The organism is Streptomyces sp. Act143, assembly GCF_003143935.1.
Taxonomy (GTDB): domain Bacteria; phylum Actinomycetota; class Actinomycetes; order Streptomycetales; family Streptomycetaceae; genus Streptomyces.
Genome location: NZ_QFRX01000001.1, coordinates 2,875,018 through 2,889,442, shown reverse-complemented (window position 1 = coordinate 2,889,442; position 14,425 = coordinate 2,875,018). Strand labels below are relative to the sequence as shown.

The window sequence follows — 14,425 nt, the reverse complement described above, 5'->3', positions numbered from 1 at the left end:
ACGCGGTGGCGTGCGGGGCCATGGACCGCGATGTCATCTACAATATTCCATGGATTTATGGAGGATGTCTCGATGCGAAACGGGAAGGCAGCCATGGCGGGAAACGGTGCGGGCAACGCGGGGGACGCCAAGGCCGACAAGAAGGCCGATGCCAAGGCGCGCCTGTACGACGCGTTCGCGGCCGGCGGCAAAGCGCTGGCCAGTGGAAAACGCCTGGAGCTGCTGGACCTGCTGGCCCAGGGCGAGCGCACGGTCGATGCCCTGGCCAAGGCGGCGGGACTGAACCTGACGACGGCTTCGGCGCATCTGCAGATCCTCAAGCAGGCCGGTTTCGTCGCCACCCGCCGTGCCGGCGTCCGCATCCACTACCGGCTCGCCGGTGACGACGTGGCTCGCCTGTTCGCGCTGCTGCGCACGGTCGCCGAGGCCCATCAGGCCGCCGTCCCCGCCGCCCGCGACGCCTACCTCGGAGAGGGCGGCGCCGTGGACATGGGGCGCGAGGAACTGCGCGCCCGCGCTGCGGCGGGGGAGGTGGTGGTGCTGGACGTCCGGCCGGTCGAGGAGTACCTCGCCGGACACATCCCCGGCGCGCACTCCGTCCCGGTCACCGAACTCGCCGACCGGATCGACGAGTTGCCCGCGGAGACGGAGGTCGTGGTCTACTGCCGCGGCGCATACTGCGTGCTCGCCCACGACGCCGTACGCCTGCTGACCGACCACGGCCGACGCGCGATCCGGTTGCGCGACGGGATGTTGGAGTGGCGGCTCGCCGAACTGCCAGTCGCTGTGGGCGACTTGGCCTGAACAGCGGTCCGCCGCGGCGCCGGACCGGACCGGGTGGTAACGGAACGGCAAAGACCGGCCCGGTGGGGCGTCCATGGCGGTTCTTCGGCCGTGCCGGACCGGGACAAACCGGGACCGACGCGAGACGCTGCCCGCATGACAGACACGCCCACGGCCGCGTCCGCCGCCGACGCCTCGTACCGCTTCGACGACCTGACGGCCCTGTACATCAACTGCACCCTCAAACCGTCCCCGCAGCTCAGCCACACCCAGGGCCTGATCGACAAGAGCGCGGAGATCATGATGTCGCGCGGGGTCACCACGTCCGAGATCCGTGCCGTCGACCACGACATCGCCCCCGGCGTCTATCCCGACATGACCGAACACGGCTTCGCCACCGACGAGTGGCCCGCGCTGTACGAGCGGGTGATGGCCGCGGACATCCTCGTCGTCGCCGGACCGATCTGGCTCGGCGACAACAGCTCGGTGACGAAGAAGGTGATCGAGCGGCTGTACGCCTGCTCCTCGCTCCTCAACGCGCAGGGGCAGTACGCCTATTACGGCCGCGTCGGCGGCTGTCTGATCACCGGCAACGAGGACGGCGTGAAGCACTGCGCGATGAACGTCCTCTACAGCCTCCAGCACCTCGGCTACACGATCCCGCCCCAGGCCGACGCCGGCTGGATCGGCCCGGCCGGCCCCGGACCCTCGTACCTCGACGCCGGTTCGGGCGGCCCGGAGAACGACTTCACCAACCGCAACACCTCCTTCATGACCTGGAACCTCATGCACCTCGCCGCGCTGCTGAAGCGGTCCGGCGGCGTCCCCGCGTACGGCAACCAGCGTTCCCAGTGGGACGCGGGCTGCCGGCCGGGGGCGGAGAACCCCGAACACCGCTGAGGCGTCGGGCCGGCCTCGGGGACCGGGAAATCTTGACCGAACCGTGGAACCGTCAACAAGGCATCAAAGTGCTGGCCAGGACGCATACTTCACAGTGCGGGGGCGTCCCGCCACGGCTGGAGAGGAGCGGCAGGGTGAGTGGTGCGGGGGACGGGCTGGGCAAGATCGAGGTGAAGCTTCGCTGGGATCCGAGCCCGTACGGGGAGCCGCCGCGGCACCTCGACATCATCGCCGCGACCTACTCGGTGGACGATCCCCACGGCCGGCCGGTGTATGTCGTGCACTACGACAGCCGGTCCCCGGACGGCACGATCAACATGACCCGGCACAGCGAGACCGGCATGGGCTTCGGGTTCGTCGAGGCGATGGTGCTGGAGTTCGACCGGCTGTCGTCCGCCTACGGGCGGGTGGTGGTCGGGGTGGGCATCCACCAGGACAGCGGGCCCCGCACCTTCGGCGAGATCGCCAACGCCGGCGTGGTGGTCGTCGAGGGCTACCGGCAACTGCTCGCGGACGACTTCGCGGCCGTCGCCGACGCCACGGCCGCGACGGTCGCGGAGTTCACCAGGGACGAGTCCGGGGCGTGGCGGTTCCACGACATGGTCCGGGGGTACGACAGCGACCCCGTGCTCTTCGCCGCCGAAATGGGCGGCATGCGGCGGTGAGTATGCGGCAGTGAGCAGCTTCCCCGGTCTGCTGGGTGCTGGGCGGCGGGCGATCGGTGACCGATGACGGGTGACCGATGATCGGCGGACGGCAGAATTGCCCGCATGACCGTTAACTGCGCTGTGCTGGACGACTTCCAGGGTGCCGCCCTGACCCTGGCGGACTGGAGTGCCCTCGACGGCAGGGTCGAGGTGCGCGCCTTCCGTGAACACCTCGCCGACCGGGAGAAGCTGGTCGCCGAGCTCGCCGACTGCGAGGTCGTCGTGGCCATGCGGGAGCGCACCCCCTTCGACGCCGATCTGCTGAGCCGCCTGCCCCGGCTGCGCCTGCTGGTGACCACCGGTATGCGCAACGCCTCCATCGACCTTGCGGCGGCGCAGGCCCAGGGTGTCACCGTCTGCGGCACGGCGAGCAGTTCGACCCCGCCCGTCGAACTGACCTGGGCGCTCCTGCTCGGCCTCGCCCGGCACGTCACCGTCGAGAGCCGGGCGGTGCGCGAGCGCGGGCCGTGGCAGTCCACCGTCGGACAGGACCTGCACGGCCGCACCCTGGGCCTGCTCGGACTCGGCAAGATCGGCACCCGCGTCGCCCGCGTGGCCACCGCTTTCGGCATGGAGGTGCTGGCGTGGAGTCAGCACCTCACCGCCGAGCGGGCGGCGGCGGAGGGGGTCCGACTCGCCGACAGCAAGGAGGACTTGCTGCGCCGCAGCGACTTCGTCTCGGTCCACCTCGTGCTGTCCGACCGCACCCGCGGCCTGCTCGGCGAGCCGGAACTGCGGGCCATGCGCCCGCACGCCTTCCTGGTCAACACCTCCCGCGCCGCGATCGTCGACCGGACCGCCCTGCTGCGCGCCCTGCGCGAGGGCTGGATCGCCGGTGCCGGCCTCGACGTCTTCGACACCGAGCCGCTGCCCGCCGACGACCCCCTGCGCACCCTGCCGAACGTGCTGGCCACCCCGCACCTCGGCTATGTCACCGAGCACAACTACCGCACGTACTACCGGGAAGCGGTCGAGGACATCGCCGCCTACCTCGACGGCAGTCCCGTACGGCGGTTGACCTAGGGCCGGCCCGGCGCACGGCGTACGCCCACCGCCGCCACCACCGCGCCCAGCACGCACAGCGTGCCCGCGACCAGTACCGAGGTGTGCACGCCGTTCATGAAGGCCGCGTGGCTGCCTTCGACGACCGCCGGCTTCAGAGCGGCCGGCATCTCCCCGGAGACGGGGGCGGCACCCATGGCCACCGCGTCCTTCGCCTCGGCCAGTCCGCTCGCCGCCTGGGCGGGGACGCCGGCGGAGGTCAGCTCGTCGGTGAGCGTGGCGCCGACGCGGCTGGTGATGAGGGAGACCAGCACGGACGTACCGAGCGCGCCGCCGATCTGCAGCGCGGTCGCCTGAAGACCGCCCGCCACGCCGCCGTCCGCCACCGGCGCGTTCCCGACGATCGCGTCGGAGGAGGACGCCATCACCATGCCGACGCCCAGACCGAGCGCGATGAACGGCGGCCACATGGTGGTGTACGAGGAGTCCGCGCTCCAGCTCAGCATCGTGAAGCAGGCGACCGCCTGGAGCCCCATGCCCAGCGGCATCGTCAGACGCGGGCCGAAGCGGTCCGTCAGCGCCGCGCCCAGCGGGGACGCCACGACCGAGGCCAGGCTCAGCGGCAGGGTGCGGACACCGGCCTCGACGGGGGAGAAGCCGCGCACGTTCTGGAGGTACAGCATGACGAAGAAGATCACGCCGAGCAGGACGAAGAAGTTCAGCGCGGTGATGACCGTGCCGATCGTCAGCGCCGGGTTGCGGAACAGCCGCATCGGCAGGAGCGGGGACGCCACCCGGGTCTCGTACCAGCCGAAGAGCACCAGGATCAGCAGGCCCGCCGCGATCGCACCGAGGGTGCCGCCCGAAGTCCAGCCCCACGTCTCGCCCTTGACGACACCGAAGACGACGGACAGCAGGCCCAGCGCGAGCAGGACGACCCCGGCGATGTCGAACTTCTCGTCCGCGGCGGCGGTGTTGCGGCTCTGCGGCAGGACCAGCGCGCTGAAGACGATCGCCACGACACCGATGGGCGCGTTGATGTAGAAGACCGACTCCCAGTCGACGTGCTGCACCAGCAGGCCGCCGACGATGGGGCCGAGGGCCGTCGACACCGACGAGACCATCGCCCAGATGCCGACCGCCATGCCGAACTTCCTCGGCGGGAACACCGCGCGCAGCATGCCCAGGGTGTTCGGCATCAGCAGGGCGCCGAAGAAGCCCTGGAAGGCGCGGAAGACGATCACGCCGGTGATCGAGCCGGACAGGCCGATGGCGACGGACGCGGCGGTGAAGCCCGCGACTCCGATCAGGTAGAAGGTGCGGCGGCCGAAGCGGTCGCCGAGCTTGCCGCCCAGGATCAGGGCGGCGGCCAGGGCCAGCAGGTAGGAGTTGGTCACCCACTGGAGGTCGGCGGTGGAGGCGTTGAGGTCCCGGCCGATCTCCGGGTTGGCGATCGAGACGACCGAGCCGTCCAGGCCGACCATGAAGAGGCCGAAGGCGACGGCCATGAGGGTCAGCCAGGGGTTGGCTCGCGGACCACCGGGTGCCGGTGTGCCGGTGTGCGCGGGAGTGGTCAGGGTGGCGGAGGGCATGGCTGTGCCTGTCCTTCGTGAGGGGGTGAGTGTTCAGCGGGCGTCGGTGTGCAGACGTCCGCTGAGCGACTCGAGCGCGCCCAACGCGGAGCCGAGGGCGTCCAGTTCGCCGTCGGTGAGGGCACGCAGGGCCCGCGCGAGGTGGGCACCCTTCAGCTGGTCGACCTCGGCGAGACGTTGCCGGGAGGTCGGGGTGAGGTGCAGATGCGCGACCCGCTTGTCGGCGGGGTCCTGTCGGCGCTCCAGCAGCCCCTGCTCCGTCATCTGGGTGACGAGCGCGCTGACGTTGTTCGGCTTCATCAGCAGGGCGTCCGCCGCCTCGCGCACGGTCACGCCCTCGTGGGCCGCGACCTGGCGCAGCAGGGCGAGCTGGGTCTCGGGCGGCTTGGGGTGCGGGAAGTCCTGGTCGATCCGGCGTTCCAGGGCCCGGTGCAGGGCGGGCAGGCATGCCGCGAGGCCTGCGGCCACGTGGTCGATGTCCTGGCGCATGACGCAAGGATAGGTATGCTCAGATACCTATGTCAACATAGGTAATCCTCGTCCGGACATGCGTGCGGGGCGACCCGTTCGGGCCGCCCCGCATCAGCGGATCAGGCGATCAGACCAGGTCGAAGCGGTCCGCGTTCGAGACCTTGACCCACGCCGCGACGAAGTCCTTGACGAACTTCTCCTTCGCGTCGTCGCTCGCGTACACCTCGGCCAGCGCCCGCAGCTCGGAGTTCGAGCCGAAGACCAGGTCGGCACGGGTGCCGGTCCACTTGACCTCGCCGGTGGCGTCGTCGCGGGACTCGAAGACCGTCTGGTCCTCGGAGACGGCGGTCCAGGTCTGGCCCAGGTCGAGCAGGTTGACGAAGAAGTCGTTCGTCAGCTTGCCCGGGGTCTTCGTGAGGACGCCGTGCGCGGTGTTCTGGTAGTTGGCGCCCAGGACGCGCAGCCCGCCGACGAGGACGGTCAGCTCGGGGGCGCTCAGGCCCAGCAGGTTGGCCTTGTCGAGCAGCAGGTACTCGGCCGGCAGGCGGTTGCCCTTGCCGAGGTAGTTGCGGAAGCCGTCGGCGGTGGGCTCCAGCGCGGCGAAGGACTCCGCGTCGGTGTGCTCCTCCGTGGCGTCCACGCGGCCCGGCGTGAAGGGCACCTCGATGTCGTACCCGGCGTCCTTGGCGGCCTTCTCGACACCGGCGGCACCGCCGAGGACGATCAGGTCGGCGAGGGAGACCTTCTTGGCGCCGGTGTTGAACCCGGCCTGGACGCCCTCCAGGACGCGCAGCACCTGAGCCAGCTCGTCGGGCTCGTTGACCTCCCAGCCCGCCTGCGGCTGGAGGCGGATACGGGCACCGTTGGCACCGCCGCGCTTGTCGCTGTTGCGGTACGTCGAGGCCGACGCCCACGCGGTGGACACCAGCTGCGAGACCGACAGGCCCGACTCCAGCAGCTTGGCCTTGAGCGCCGCGACGTCGGCGGCGTCGATGGCCTCGCCCTCGGCCTCCGGCAGCGGGTCCTGCCACAGCAGGGTCTCGGCCGGGACCTCGGGGCCGAGGTACAGCGACTTCGGGCCCATGTCGCGGTGGGTCAGCTTGTACCAGGCGCGGGCGAAGGCGTCCGCGAACTGGTCGGGGTTCTCGTAGAAGCGGCGCGAGATCTGCTCGTAGACCGGGTCGAAGCGCAGCGACAGGTCGGTGGTGAGCATCGTCGGGAGCTTCTTCTTCGACGGGTCGTGCGCGTCGGGGATGATCGCCTCGGCGTTCTTGGCGACCCACTGGTGGGCGCCGGCCGGGCTGGTCGTGAGCTCGTACTCGTACTCGAAGAGGTTCTTGAAGAACCCGTTGCCCCACTGGGTCGGCGTGGCGGTCCAGGTGACCTCCAGGCCGGACGTGATCGCGTCGCCGCCCTTGCCGGTGCCGTAGGTGCTCTTCCAGCCGAGGCCCTGGGCCTCGATCGGGGCGGCCTCGGGGTCGGCGCCGACGTTCTCGGCCGGGCCGGCGCCGTGGGTCTTGCCGAAGGTGTGGCCACCGGCGATGAGGGCGACGGTCTCCTCGTCGTTCATCGCCATCCGGCGGAAGGTCTCCCGGATGTCGCGGGCCGCGGCGACCGGGTCCGGGTTGCCGTTGGGGCCCTCGGGGTTGACGTAGATCAGGCCCATCTGGACGGCGCCGAGCGGGCTCTCCAGCTCACGGTCGCCGGTGTAGCGCTGGTCGTCGAGCCAGACCTTCTCGGGACCCCAGTAGACGTCCTCCTCCGACTCCCAGACGTCCTCACGGCCGCCGCCGAAGCCGAAGGTCTCGAAGCCCATGGACTCCAGCGCCACGTTGCCGGCGAGGATCATCAGGTCGGCCCAGGACAGGCTCTGGCCGTACTTCTTCTTCACCGGCCACAGCAGCCGGCGGGCCTTGTCCAGGTTGCCGTTGTCCGGCCAGCTGTTCAGCGGCGCGAAGCGCTGCTGGCCGGCGCCGGCGCCGCCGCGGCCGTCGCTGATGCGGTAGGTGCCCGCGCTGTGCCAGGCCATCCGGATCATGAACGGGCCGTAGTGCCCGAAGTCGGCCGGCCACCAGTCCTTGGAGTCCGTCAGCACCTCGGCGATGTCCTGTTTCACGGCCGCCAGGTCCAGGGACTGGAACGCCGCCGCGTAGTCGAACTCCTCACCGAGCGGGTTCGCCACGGCGGGGTTCTTGGCCAGGATCTTCAGGTTGAGCCGCTCCGGCCACCACTGGCGGTTGCCACCGCCCTGGGTGGGGTGCAGGGCGCGGTCGTGCGCGACGGGGCACTTGCCCTCGGCGGCGTTGCTCTCAGACATGGGGGAATCCTTCCGGACGGGGCGGATCGTTGGAGCTCAGGAACTGCTGGTGGTGCTCGGGAACTGCTGCGGGTGGTGCTGTGGCGCCGCTCAGGAACCGCTGCTGGACGAGCAGGCGGGGCACAGGCCCCAGTAGATGACCTCGGCCTCGTCGACCGTGAAGCCGCGGTCGTCCGCTGCGGTCAGACAGGGGGCGTGGCCGACCGCGCAGTCGACGTCGACGACGACGCCGCACGAGCGGCACACCAGGTGGTGGTGGTTGTCGCCGACGCGACCCTCGAACCGGGCCGGGCTGCCCGGCGGTTCGATGCGGCGGACGAGCCCGGCCGTGGTCAGCGCGTGAAGGGCGTCGTACACGGCCTGGAGCGATATGTGGCCGACCCGGTCGCGCACACCCTCGGCGATCATCTCGACGCCGAGGTGGTCCCCGGCGCGGACGGTCTCCAGCAGGGCGACCCGGGCGGCCGTCACCCGCAGACCGGCACCGCGCAGCTCATCGGCGGGAGTCGGGGGCTGGGGTGAAGTCATGCCGACAACCTACCCCCGTAAACACGAATAGTTCAAGAAAAGGAATGCTCCCAGTTTGATGTCCTGAGTCTTGACCGGAGGAGAACCCTTGGGGGCACTGGGATGTGCCGGTGGGCAGGGCGCCGCCGTCACCGCCGCAGCGAACGCGCCACCCCCAGAGCCGCCCCGGCAGCCGCCCCCGCCGCCACCCCGCTCCCCGCCAGCGCGAGCAGCCGGGCCCGGCGGCCCGGAGGCGCGGGGCGGGCGTCGGGGGCCACGCCGTACGCGCTGCCGTGCGTACCGCCGTCCCCGTCCGGCAGGCCCACCGCCAGCAGCTCCGCCAGATGCACCCCCTGATGGCCGCCGCTGTCGAACTCGGCGATCTGGGTACGGCAGCTGAAGCCGTCGGCCAGCACCACCGTCTCCGGCGCGGCGTCCCGCAGCCTCGGCAGCAGGACGCGCTCCGCGCACGCCTCGCTGACGTCGAGGTGCCCCGGCTCGAAACCGAAGTTCCCGGCCAGCCCGCAGCAGCCGGAGTCCAGCCGCTCCGCGTCGACGCCGGCCCGGCGCAGCAGCTCGGCGTCGGCGTCCCAGCCGAGCACCGCGTGCTGGTGGCAGTGCACCTGGGCCAGGGCGTGCGCGGAACGCTCCGGGACCTGCGGGGGCGCGTAGCCGGGGGAGTGCTCGGTCAGGAGCTCCGCGAGCGTCACCGTCTGCGCGCGCAGCCGCCGCACGTCCCGGTCGCCGGGGAACAGGTCACCCGCGTCCGAGCGGAACACCGCCGCGCAGCTCGGTTCGAGGCCGACCACCAGCCCGCCGTCCCGCACATGCTCCGCCAGCCGCCGCACGGTGCGGCCCAGCACCCGCTCGGCGACGCCCAGTTGCCCCGTCGAGATCCAGGTCAGCCCGCAGCACAGCGGTTCGGCCGGCAACTCCACGCGCCAGCCCGCGTGTTCGAGCAGGGCCACGGCGGCCCGGCCGACGTGCGGGTGGAAGTGGTTGGTGAAGGTGTCCGGCCACAGCAGGACGCTGCCGCGCGCCCCGTCGCCGTGGCGCTCATGACGCGCGAACCACTGCTGGAGCGTCTCCCCGGCGAACAGCGGTATCTCCCTGTCCTCGACACCCGCCGCCGCGACGGCCGCCCGCGACAGGGGCGGTGTGTGGGTGAGCGCGTTCACGGCCGGGCCCAGCCGGGCGCGGCCCACCGTCTGCGCGAGGAGCGGCAGCCAGCCCATCGACAGATGGGCCCGCGGCCTGCGCCACCAGCGGCCCTCGTAGTGGTGCGACAGGAACTCCGCCTTGTACGTCGCCATGTCGACATCGGCCGGGCAGTCCCGCTTGCACCCCTTGCAGGCCAGACACAGGTCGAGCGCGTCATGCACCGCCTGCGAACGCCAGCCCTCCTGGATCGCGCTGTCACCATGCCCGTCGAGCATCTCGAACAGCAGCCGGGCCCGGCCCCGCGTCGAATGCTCCTCCTCCCGCGTGACCTGGTACGACGGGCACATCACCGAGCCCTCGCTGGTCAGTTGCCGGCACTTGCCCACGCCGACGCAGCGGTTGGCCGCCTCGGCGAACGAGCCGCCGTCCTCCGGGAAACGGAAGTGCAGGTCCCGGGGGTCGAACGGGGCCCAGTCGCCGCCGAGACGAAGGTTCTCGTCGAGGCGGTACGGGGCCACGACCTTCCCGGGGTTCATCCGGTCGAGCGGGTCGAAGGCGGCCTTCACGAGGTTGAAGGCGGTGACCAGTTGCTCCCCGAACATCCGCGGCAGCAACTCGCCCCGGCTCTGCCCGTCCCCGTGCTCACCGGAGAACGAACCGCCGAACTCGGCCACCAGATCGGCGGCCCGCTCCATGAACCGCCGGTACGCGGCCACCCCGTCCGCCGAGTACAGGTCGAAGGGGATGCGGGTGTGCACGCACCCCTGCCCGAAATGGCCGTAGAGACTCGGCCCCGTGTCGCTCAGATACCCGAACTCCTCGTACAGCTCCCGCAGTCGGCGCAGATAGCCGCCGAGCCGCTCGGGCGGGACCGCCGAGTCCTCCCAGCCCTCGAAGGTGTCGGGATGGCCCGGGATGTGCGCGGTGGCACCGAGCCCCGCCTCGCGGACCTGCCACAACTCGTCCTCGTGGGAGGGGTCGTCGAGGAAGGCCACCGTCGGGTCGTGCTCCGACTCGTGCAGCCCGCCCAGCATCCGGTGCGCGTGCTCGTCGGACTCCTCGACGGTGTCCCCGCCGAACTGCACCATCAGATAGGCGTCTCCCTCAGGGAGCTGGGCGCGCGCCTTCGGATTGAGCTGCTTGATCCGCTCGTCCCGGACCAGACGTGAGTCGACCCCCTCCAGGGCGATCGGCTCGTACGGCAGGATCGCCGGTACGGCGTCCGCGGCCCTGTCGATGTCCGGGAACCCCAGCACGACCAGTGTCTTGGCCTTCACCACCGGCACCAGCTTCAGCTCGGCGCGCAGCACGGTCACGAGCGTCGACTCGCTGCCGACGAGCAGACCGGCGACGTCGAAACCGTGCTCGGGGAGCAGCGAGTCGAGGTTGTAGCCGGAGACGCGGCGGGGGATGTCCGGGTAGCGGCGGCGGATCTCGTCGGCGTGGGTGTCGCGGAGGGTGCGCAGCCGGCGGTAGAGGGTGGCGCGCAGGTCGCCCTGGCGTTCGATGGCCGCGTACTCGTCGTCGCTCGTCCTGCCGCACCAGAAGCGGGTGCCGTCGTAGAGGAGCACTTCGAGGCGGACGATGTTGTCCACGACTTTGCCGTACGCCTGCGCGGTGGCGCCGCAGGAGTTGTTGCCGATCATGCCGCCGATCGTGCAGTTGGCGTGGGTGGCCGGCTCCGGGCCGAAGCGCAGGCCGGTGGGGGCCAGTTGGCGGTTGAGGTCGTCCAGGACGATGCCGGGCTGGACGACACAGGTACGGGCGGCGGGGTCCACGGACTCCAGGCGACCGCAGTACTTCGACCAGTCGATCACCACCGCCGTGTTGGTGCACTGCCCGGCAAGGCTCGTGCCGCCGCCGCGGGAGAGCACGGGGGCGTCGTACTCGCGGGCGACCGCCACGGCTTCGGCGGCAGCCTCGGGGGTGCGCGGGACGACCACGCCGATCGGGGTCTGGCGGAAGTTGGAGGCGTCGGTGGAGTAGGCGGCCCGCGATCCGGCATCGAAGCGGACCTCGCCGTCTACACGGTGGCGCAGGGCTGATTCCAGGCTCGACATGCACGCCGGGTACCCCGATTTCGGGTCGGTCGCCTGCGGAGAGGGGGGCCTGGTGGGCCTGTGCCGTTTGTGCCGGCATCGAGGTCTCCCTACGCCTCCGGCGTGCGGGGCTCGTGTGGTGTCACGTCCGGCATCAACGCCCGCATCGCCTCGCACTGAGCCGGGCCCATGAAGCGCGACAGGCCCTCCTTGACCGTCTGCGCCAGGGTGCCGGAGGCCTCCTTGAGCAGGCCCCGGGCCTTCTCGGTCAGGGCCACCTCGACGCCTCGCTTGTCGCCGCAGACCGACTGGCGGGTCACCAGGCCCGCGTGCTGGAGGCAGGCGATCTGATAGGTGAGGCGGGTCTTCGGGCGGCCCAGCAGCTCGGCGATCCGGGTCATGCGCAGCGCCTCACCGGGGTGTCCGGCCAGCAGGCACAGGATCAGGAACTCGTCGTGGGAGACGTCCAGCCGCTCCTTGACCACGGACCGCAGCTCCTGCTCGACGGCCCCGGTCGCCGCCAGCATCAGCATCCAGGCGTGCAGTTCCACGGGGAGGAGCCCGTCACCTGCGGCGGAGGGGCATGCGGAGTGGTCGGCCATGGGCTCCAGTCTAGCTGTTGTTCAATTTTGGATAACCGGCTACGGTGGCGCCGTCATCCAAATTTGGACTACAAGGAGATGAACGGCCATGACCGTCGCCGTGGAAACCGGGACCTGGCAGCTCGACACCGCCGCCTCGACCGTGGGGATCAAGCACCGGACCATGTGGAACCTGGTGACCGTGAAGGGCACCTTCGGGGCCGTGCGCGGTCAGGGCGAGGTGCGGGCCGACGGGTCGGCCGTGGGCACCCTGACGCTGGACGCGGCCTCCCTGGACACCAAGAACGCCAAGCGGGACACGCACCTGCGGTCCGCCGACTTCTTCGACACCGACCACCACCCCGAGATCACCTTCGCGGTGCGCAGCGCCGAACTGCGCGACGGCGACCAGGTGCACGTCATAGGTCAGCTGACCGTGCGCGGCATCAGCCGCCCCCAGTCCTTCACCGCCCGGCTCGTCGGCGCGGACGCCGACGCGCTCACCCTGGACGCCGAGTTCTCGGTGGACAGGGAGAACTTCGGCATGGGCTGGAACCAGCTGGGCATGATCCGCGGCCTCACCACGGTCACCGCCACCCTCCGCTTCACGCGGACGGCAGCCTGACGTACACGGTCGACAGGGTCTGCGGTTCGGCCGTGAAGGCGCGCAGCCGCAGGTGCGCGCCGCCGCGGGGGATGACGTACCGGCCGCCGTACGACTCGGCGGGCGGCCCGAGTTCGTAGCTCGCCGAGGTGTGGGCCGGGAGGGTCTTCGGGCCGCGCACGATCCGCCAGTACCGGCTCATGCCCTGGCCCGCGGTGAGCATGAAGTGCGGTGTGAGCCCGGTGCCGGACGTGTTCGTGACCGTGACGGCCAGCCGGGACGCGGCGACCGGGCGGGAGCGGTGCAGACCCGTGACCGCCATGCGGAGGGGTGGTTCGCCGGTCGCCGCGAGGGTGGCCGCCAGCAGGGCCGGCGTCAGGGCCAGTGCCGCCAGGGCGATCCGGGTCCGGTGGGTGCCGAGGCGCGGCTGCCACGCCCCCGCGAACTCCGCCGCCGGTGCCGTGACCGCCGAGGCCAGCCACAGTGGCGTCATCATCAGGTAGTAGCCGTCCTGCGAGCGCGTCGCCAGGAAGAAGGCGCACCAGGGCAGCACCGTCGCCGCGGGGCCGAGCCGTCGTACGAAGAGCACGAACAGCGCGAACAGGCCCGCCGCCAGCAGCAGGCTCGCGTGCGAGTACCAGTCGAGACGGTCGCTGCCGTTCGTGAGGTACAGGGACACGTCCACCAGACCCTGGCCGTGCAGCACCGCCCCCTGGGTGAGCGGAAGGGCGATGCCGTCCAGCCACGCCCTCGGCTCGCTCACGACGAAGTACGTGTTGATCAGCAGCCAGACGGTGGCCGCGACCCCGGTCAGGCGCAGCAGGAGCAGGGCCGCGGGGCGGGCGCCCAGTTCGCCGCGGCGTACGGCGTAGAGGCCGGCCAGCAGGAACGGGACGAGGAACCAGGGGAGTTGCTGCGCCGCGCAGGCCGCGCCGAGGCAGCCGGCCCGGGCCACGCCGGACACGCCCAGGCGACCGCCCCGGCCGATCCGCGGCCAGGCCACGACCACCGGGACCAGCAGGGCCAGGCCCAGGATCGCCGGGTAACCGAGCCGGGCGTACTGCGGCAGGATGCCGAAGCCCAGGCAGACCATGGTCGCCGCCGGTCGCCAGGGCGGCGGCAGCATCCGCCACAGCAGCACCGCGCCGACGATCAGCGCGCCCGTGCTCACCGCCGTCGCCGGGGCGGCACCGTGGCCCAGCCCGAGGAGGGGCGCGGTCAGGAGCGGGGCGAGCGGGGGGTAGCCGTAGGTGAGGTCGTAGGTGCCGGTGACGGTGGGGGTGAGGGCCACGGTCCGGTCGAACAGCCAGGGCCAGGGCCGGCCGTAGACGGGGTGTCCGGCGGCCAGTTCCTTCGCGGCCTGGGTGGTCAGCCGGGCCTCGTCGCTGCCCTGGTGGAGCAAGGTCCAGGCGCACAGCGTCAGCGTCACGGCCGTCAGCAGGATCAGCAGGTCCAGGCGGACCAGCGAGCGCCGGCTGCGCACCGTCAGGGCCAGGACTCCGCACGCCAGGATCGAGGCGTAACAGACCGAGATGACCGCGGCCACCGCCACCCGGTGCGAGGCCGCCTGGGTCCAGACCGCGCGCGTGTTGACGAACAGGCTGATGTCGGCCAGCACCGTCAGGACGCGGTGCCATTGCGCGGGGGCTTCCGAGGAGGCCTGTTCCTGGGCGGCGGACACCGCCGACTGCGTCCGCCGGCCAGTGGTCACCGGCTTCATGTCTGCCAAGTGCACGGCACGAGAACGTAACCGGGTGCGGT

General features: G+C 71.4%; 12 protein-coding genes. 5 read left to right on the top strand and 7 right to left on the bottom strand.

Going from position 1 to position 14,425, the window contains the following annotated elements:
- The first annotated feature begins 93 nt into the window (after positions 1-93).
- The 4 genes from DI272_RS12875 (at position 94) to DI272_RS12860 (ending at position 3,413) form a co-directional block, all read left to right on the top strand.
- On the top strand, positions 94-804 hold the full coding sequence (locus DI272_RS12875; RefSeq protein ID WP_109495508.1) for a metalloregulator ArsR/SmtB family transcription factor: 711 nt from the start codon (positions 94-96) through the stop codon (positions 802-804).
- Positions 805-939: 135 nt separating this feature from the next.
- Positions 940-1,683, top strand: coding sequence for a flavodoxin family protein (locus tag DI272_RS12870; RefSeq protein WP_109495507.1), 744 nt, complete (start codon positions 940-942; stop codon positions 1,681-1,683).
- Positions 1,684-1,817: 134 nt separating this feature from the next.
- Positions 1,818-2,348 (top strand): TerD family protein, encoded by a 531-nt coding sequence (locus DI272_RS12865; RefSeq protein ID WP_109495506.1) that lies wholly within the window; start codon positions 1,818-1,820, stop codon positions 2,346-2,348.
- Positions 2,349-2,453: 105 nt separating this feature from the next.
- Positions 2,454-3,413 (top strand): D-2-hydroxyacid dehydrogenase family protein, encoded by a 960-nt coding sequence (locus DI272_RS12860; RefSeq protein WP_181387175.1) that lies wholly within the window; start codon positions 2,454-2,456, stop codon positions 3,411-3,413.
- Here DI272_RS12860 and DI272_RS12855 read toward each other — a convergent pair.
- The 6 genes from DI272_RS12855 to DI272_RS12830 form a co-directional block, all read right to left on the bottom strand.
- A complete protein-coding gene (locus tag DI272_RS12855; protein ID WP_109495504.1) occupies positions 3,410-4,984 on the bottom strand; it encodes an MFS transporter in 1,575 nt (524 codons plus the stop codon). The two genes, DI272_RS12860 and DI272_RS12855, sit on opposite strands and share 4 nt — an antisense overlap.
- 33 nt (positions 4,985-5,017) lie before the next feature.
- A complete protein-coding gene (locus tag DI272_RS12850) occupies positions 5,018-5,473 on the bottom strand; it encodes a MarR family winged helix-turn-helix transcriptional regulator (RefSeq protein ID WP_109495503.1) in 456 nt (151 codons plus the stop codon).
- Between the two features lie 109 nt (positions 5,474-5,582).
- Positions 5,583-7,772: a catalase/peroxidase HPI gene (gene katG, locus DI272_RS12845; RefSeq protein ID WP_109495502.1), complete on the bottom strand. Its 2,190-nt coding sequence runs from the start codon at positions 7,770-7,772 to the stop codon at positions 5,583-5,585.
- A gap of 90 nt (positions 7,773-7,862) precedes the next feature.
- Positions 7,863-8,300: a Fur family transcriptional regulator gene (locus DI272_RS12840; RefSeq protein ID WP_109495501.1), complete on the bottom strand. Its 438-nt coding sequence runs from the start codon at positions 8,298-8,300 to the stop codon at positions 7,863-7,865.
- 128 nt (positions 8,301-8,428) lie between these two features.
- Positions 8,429-11,500 carry an FAD-binding and (Fe-S)-binding domain-containing protein gene (locus tag DI272_RS12835; protein ID WP_109495500.1) on the bottom strand — a complete coding sequence of 1,024 codons (3,072 nt, stop codon included), beginning with the start codon at positions 11,498-11,500 and terminating at the stop codon, positions 8,429-8,431.
- Positions 11,501-11,589: 89 nt separating this feature from the next.
- Positions 11,590-12,081: a MarR family winged helix-turn-helix transcriptional regulator gene (locus DI272_RS12830; protein WP_109495499.1), complete on the bottom strand. Its 492-nt coding sequence runs from the start codon at positions 12,079-12,081 to the stop codon at positions 11,590-11,592.
- 88 nt (positions 12,082-12,169) lie between these two features.
- On the opposite strand from DI272_RS12830, the gene DI272_RS12825 reads away from it, so the two are divergent.
- Positions 12,170-12,685, top strand: a complete 516-nt coding sequence (locus tag DI272_RS12825) for a YceI family protein (RefSeq protein ID WP_109495498.1) — start codon at positions 12,170-12,172, stop codon at positions 12,683-12,685.
- Here the strand turns inward: DI272_RS12825 and DI272_RS12820 are convergent.
- Complete coding sequence (locus tag DI272_RS12820; protein ID WP_258314881.1) at positions 12,666-14,384, bottom strand: hypothetical protein; 1,719 nt, start codon at positions 14,382-14,384, stop codon at positions 12,666-12,668. The genes DI272_RS12825 and DI272_RS12820 overlap by 20 nt on opposite strands.
- Positions 14,385-14,425: the final 41 nt, after the last annotated feature.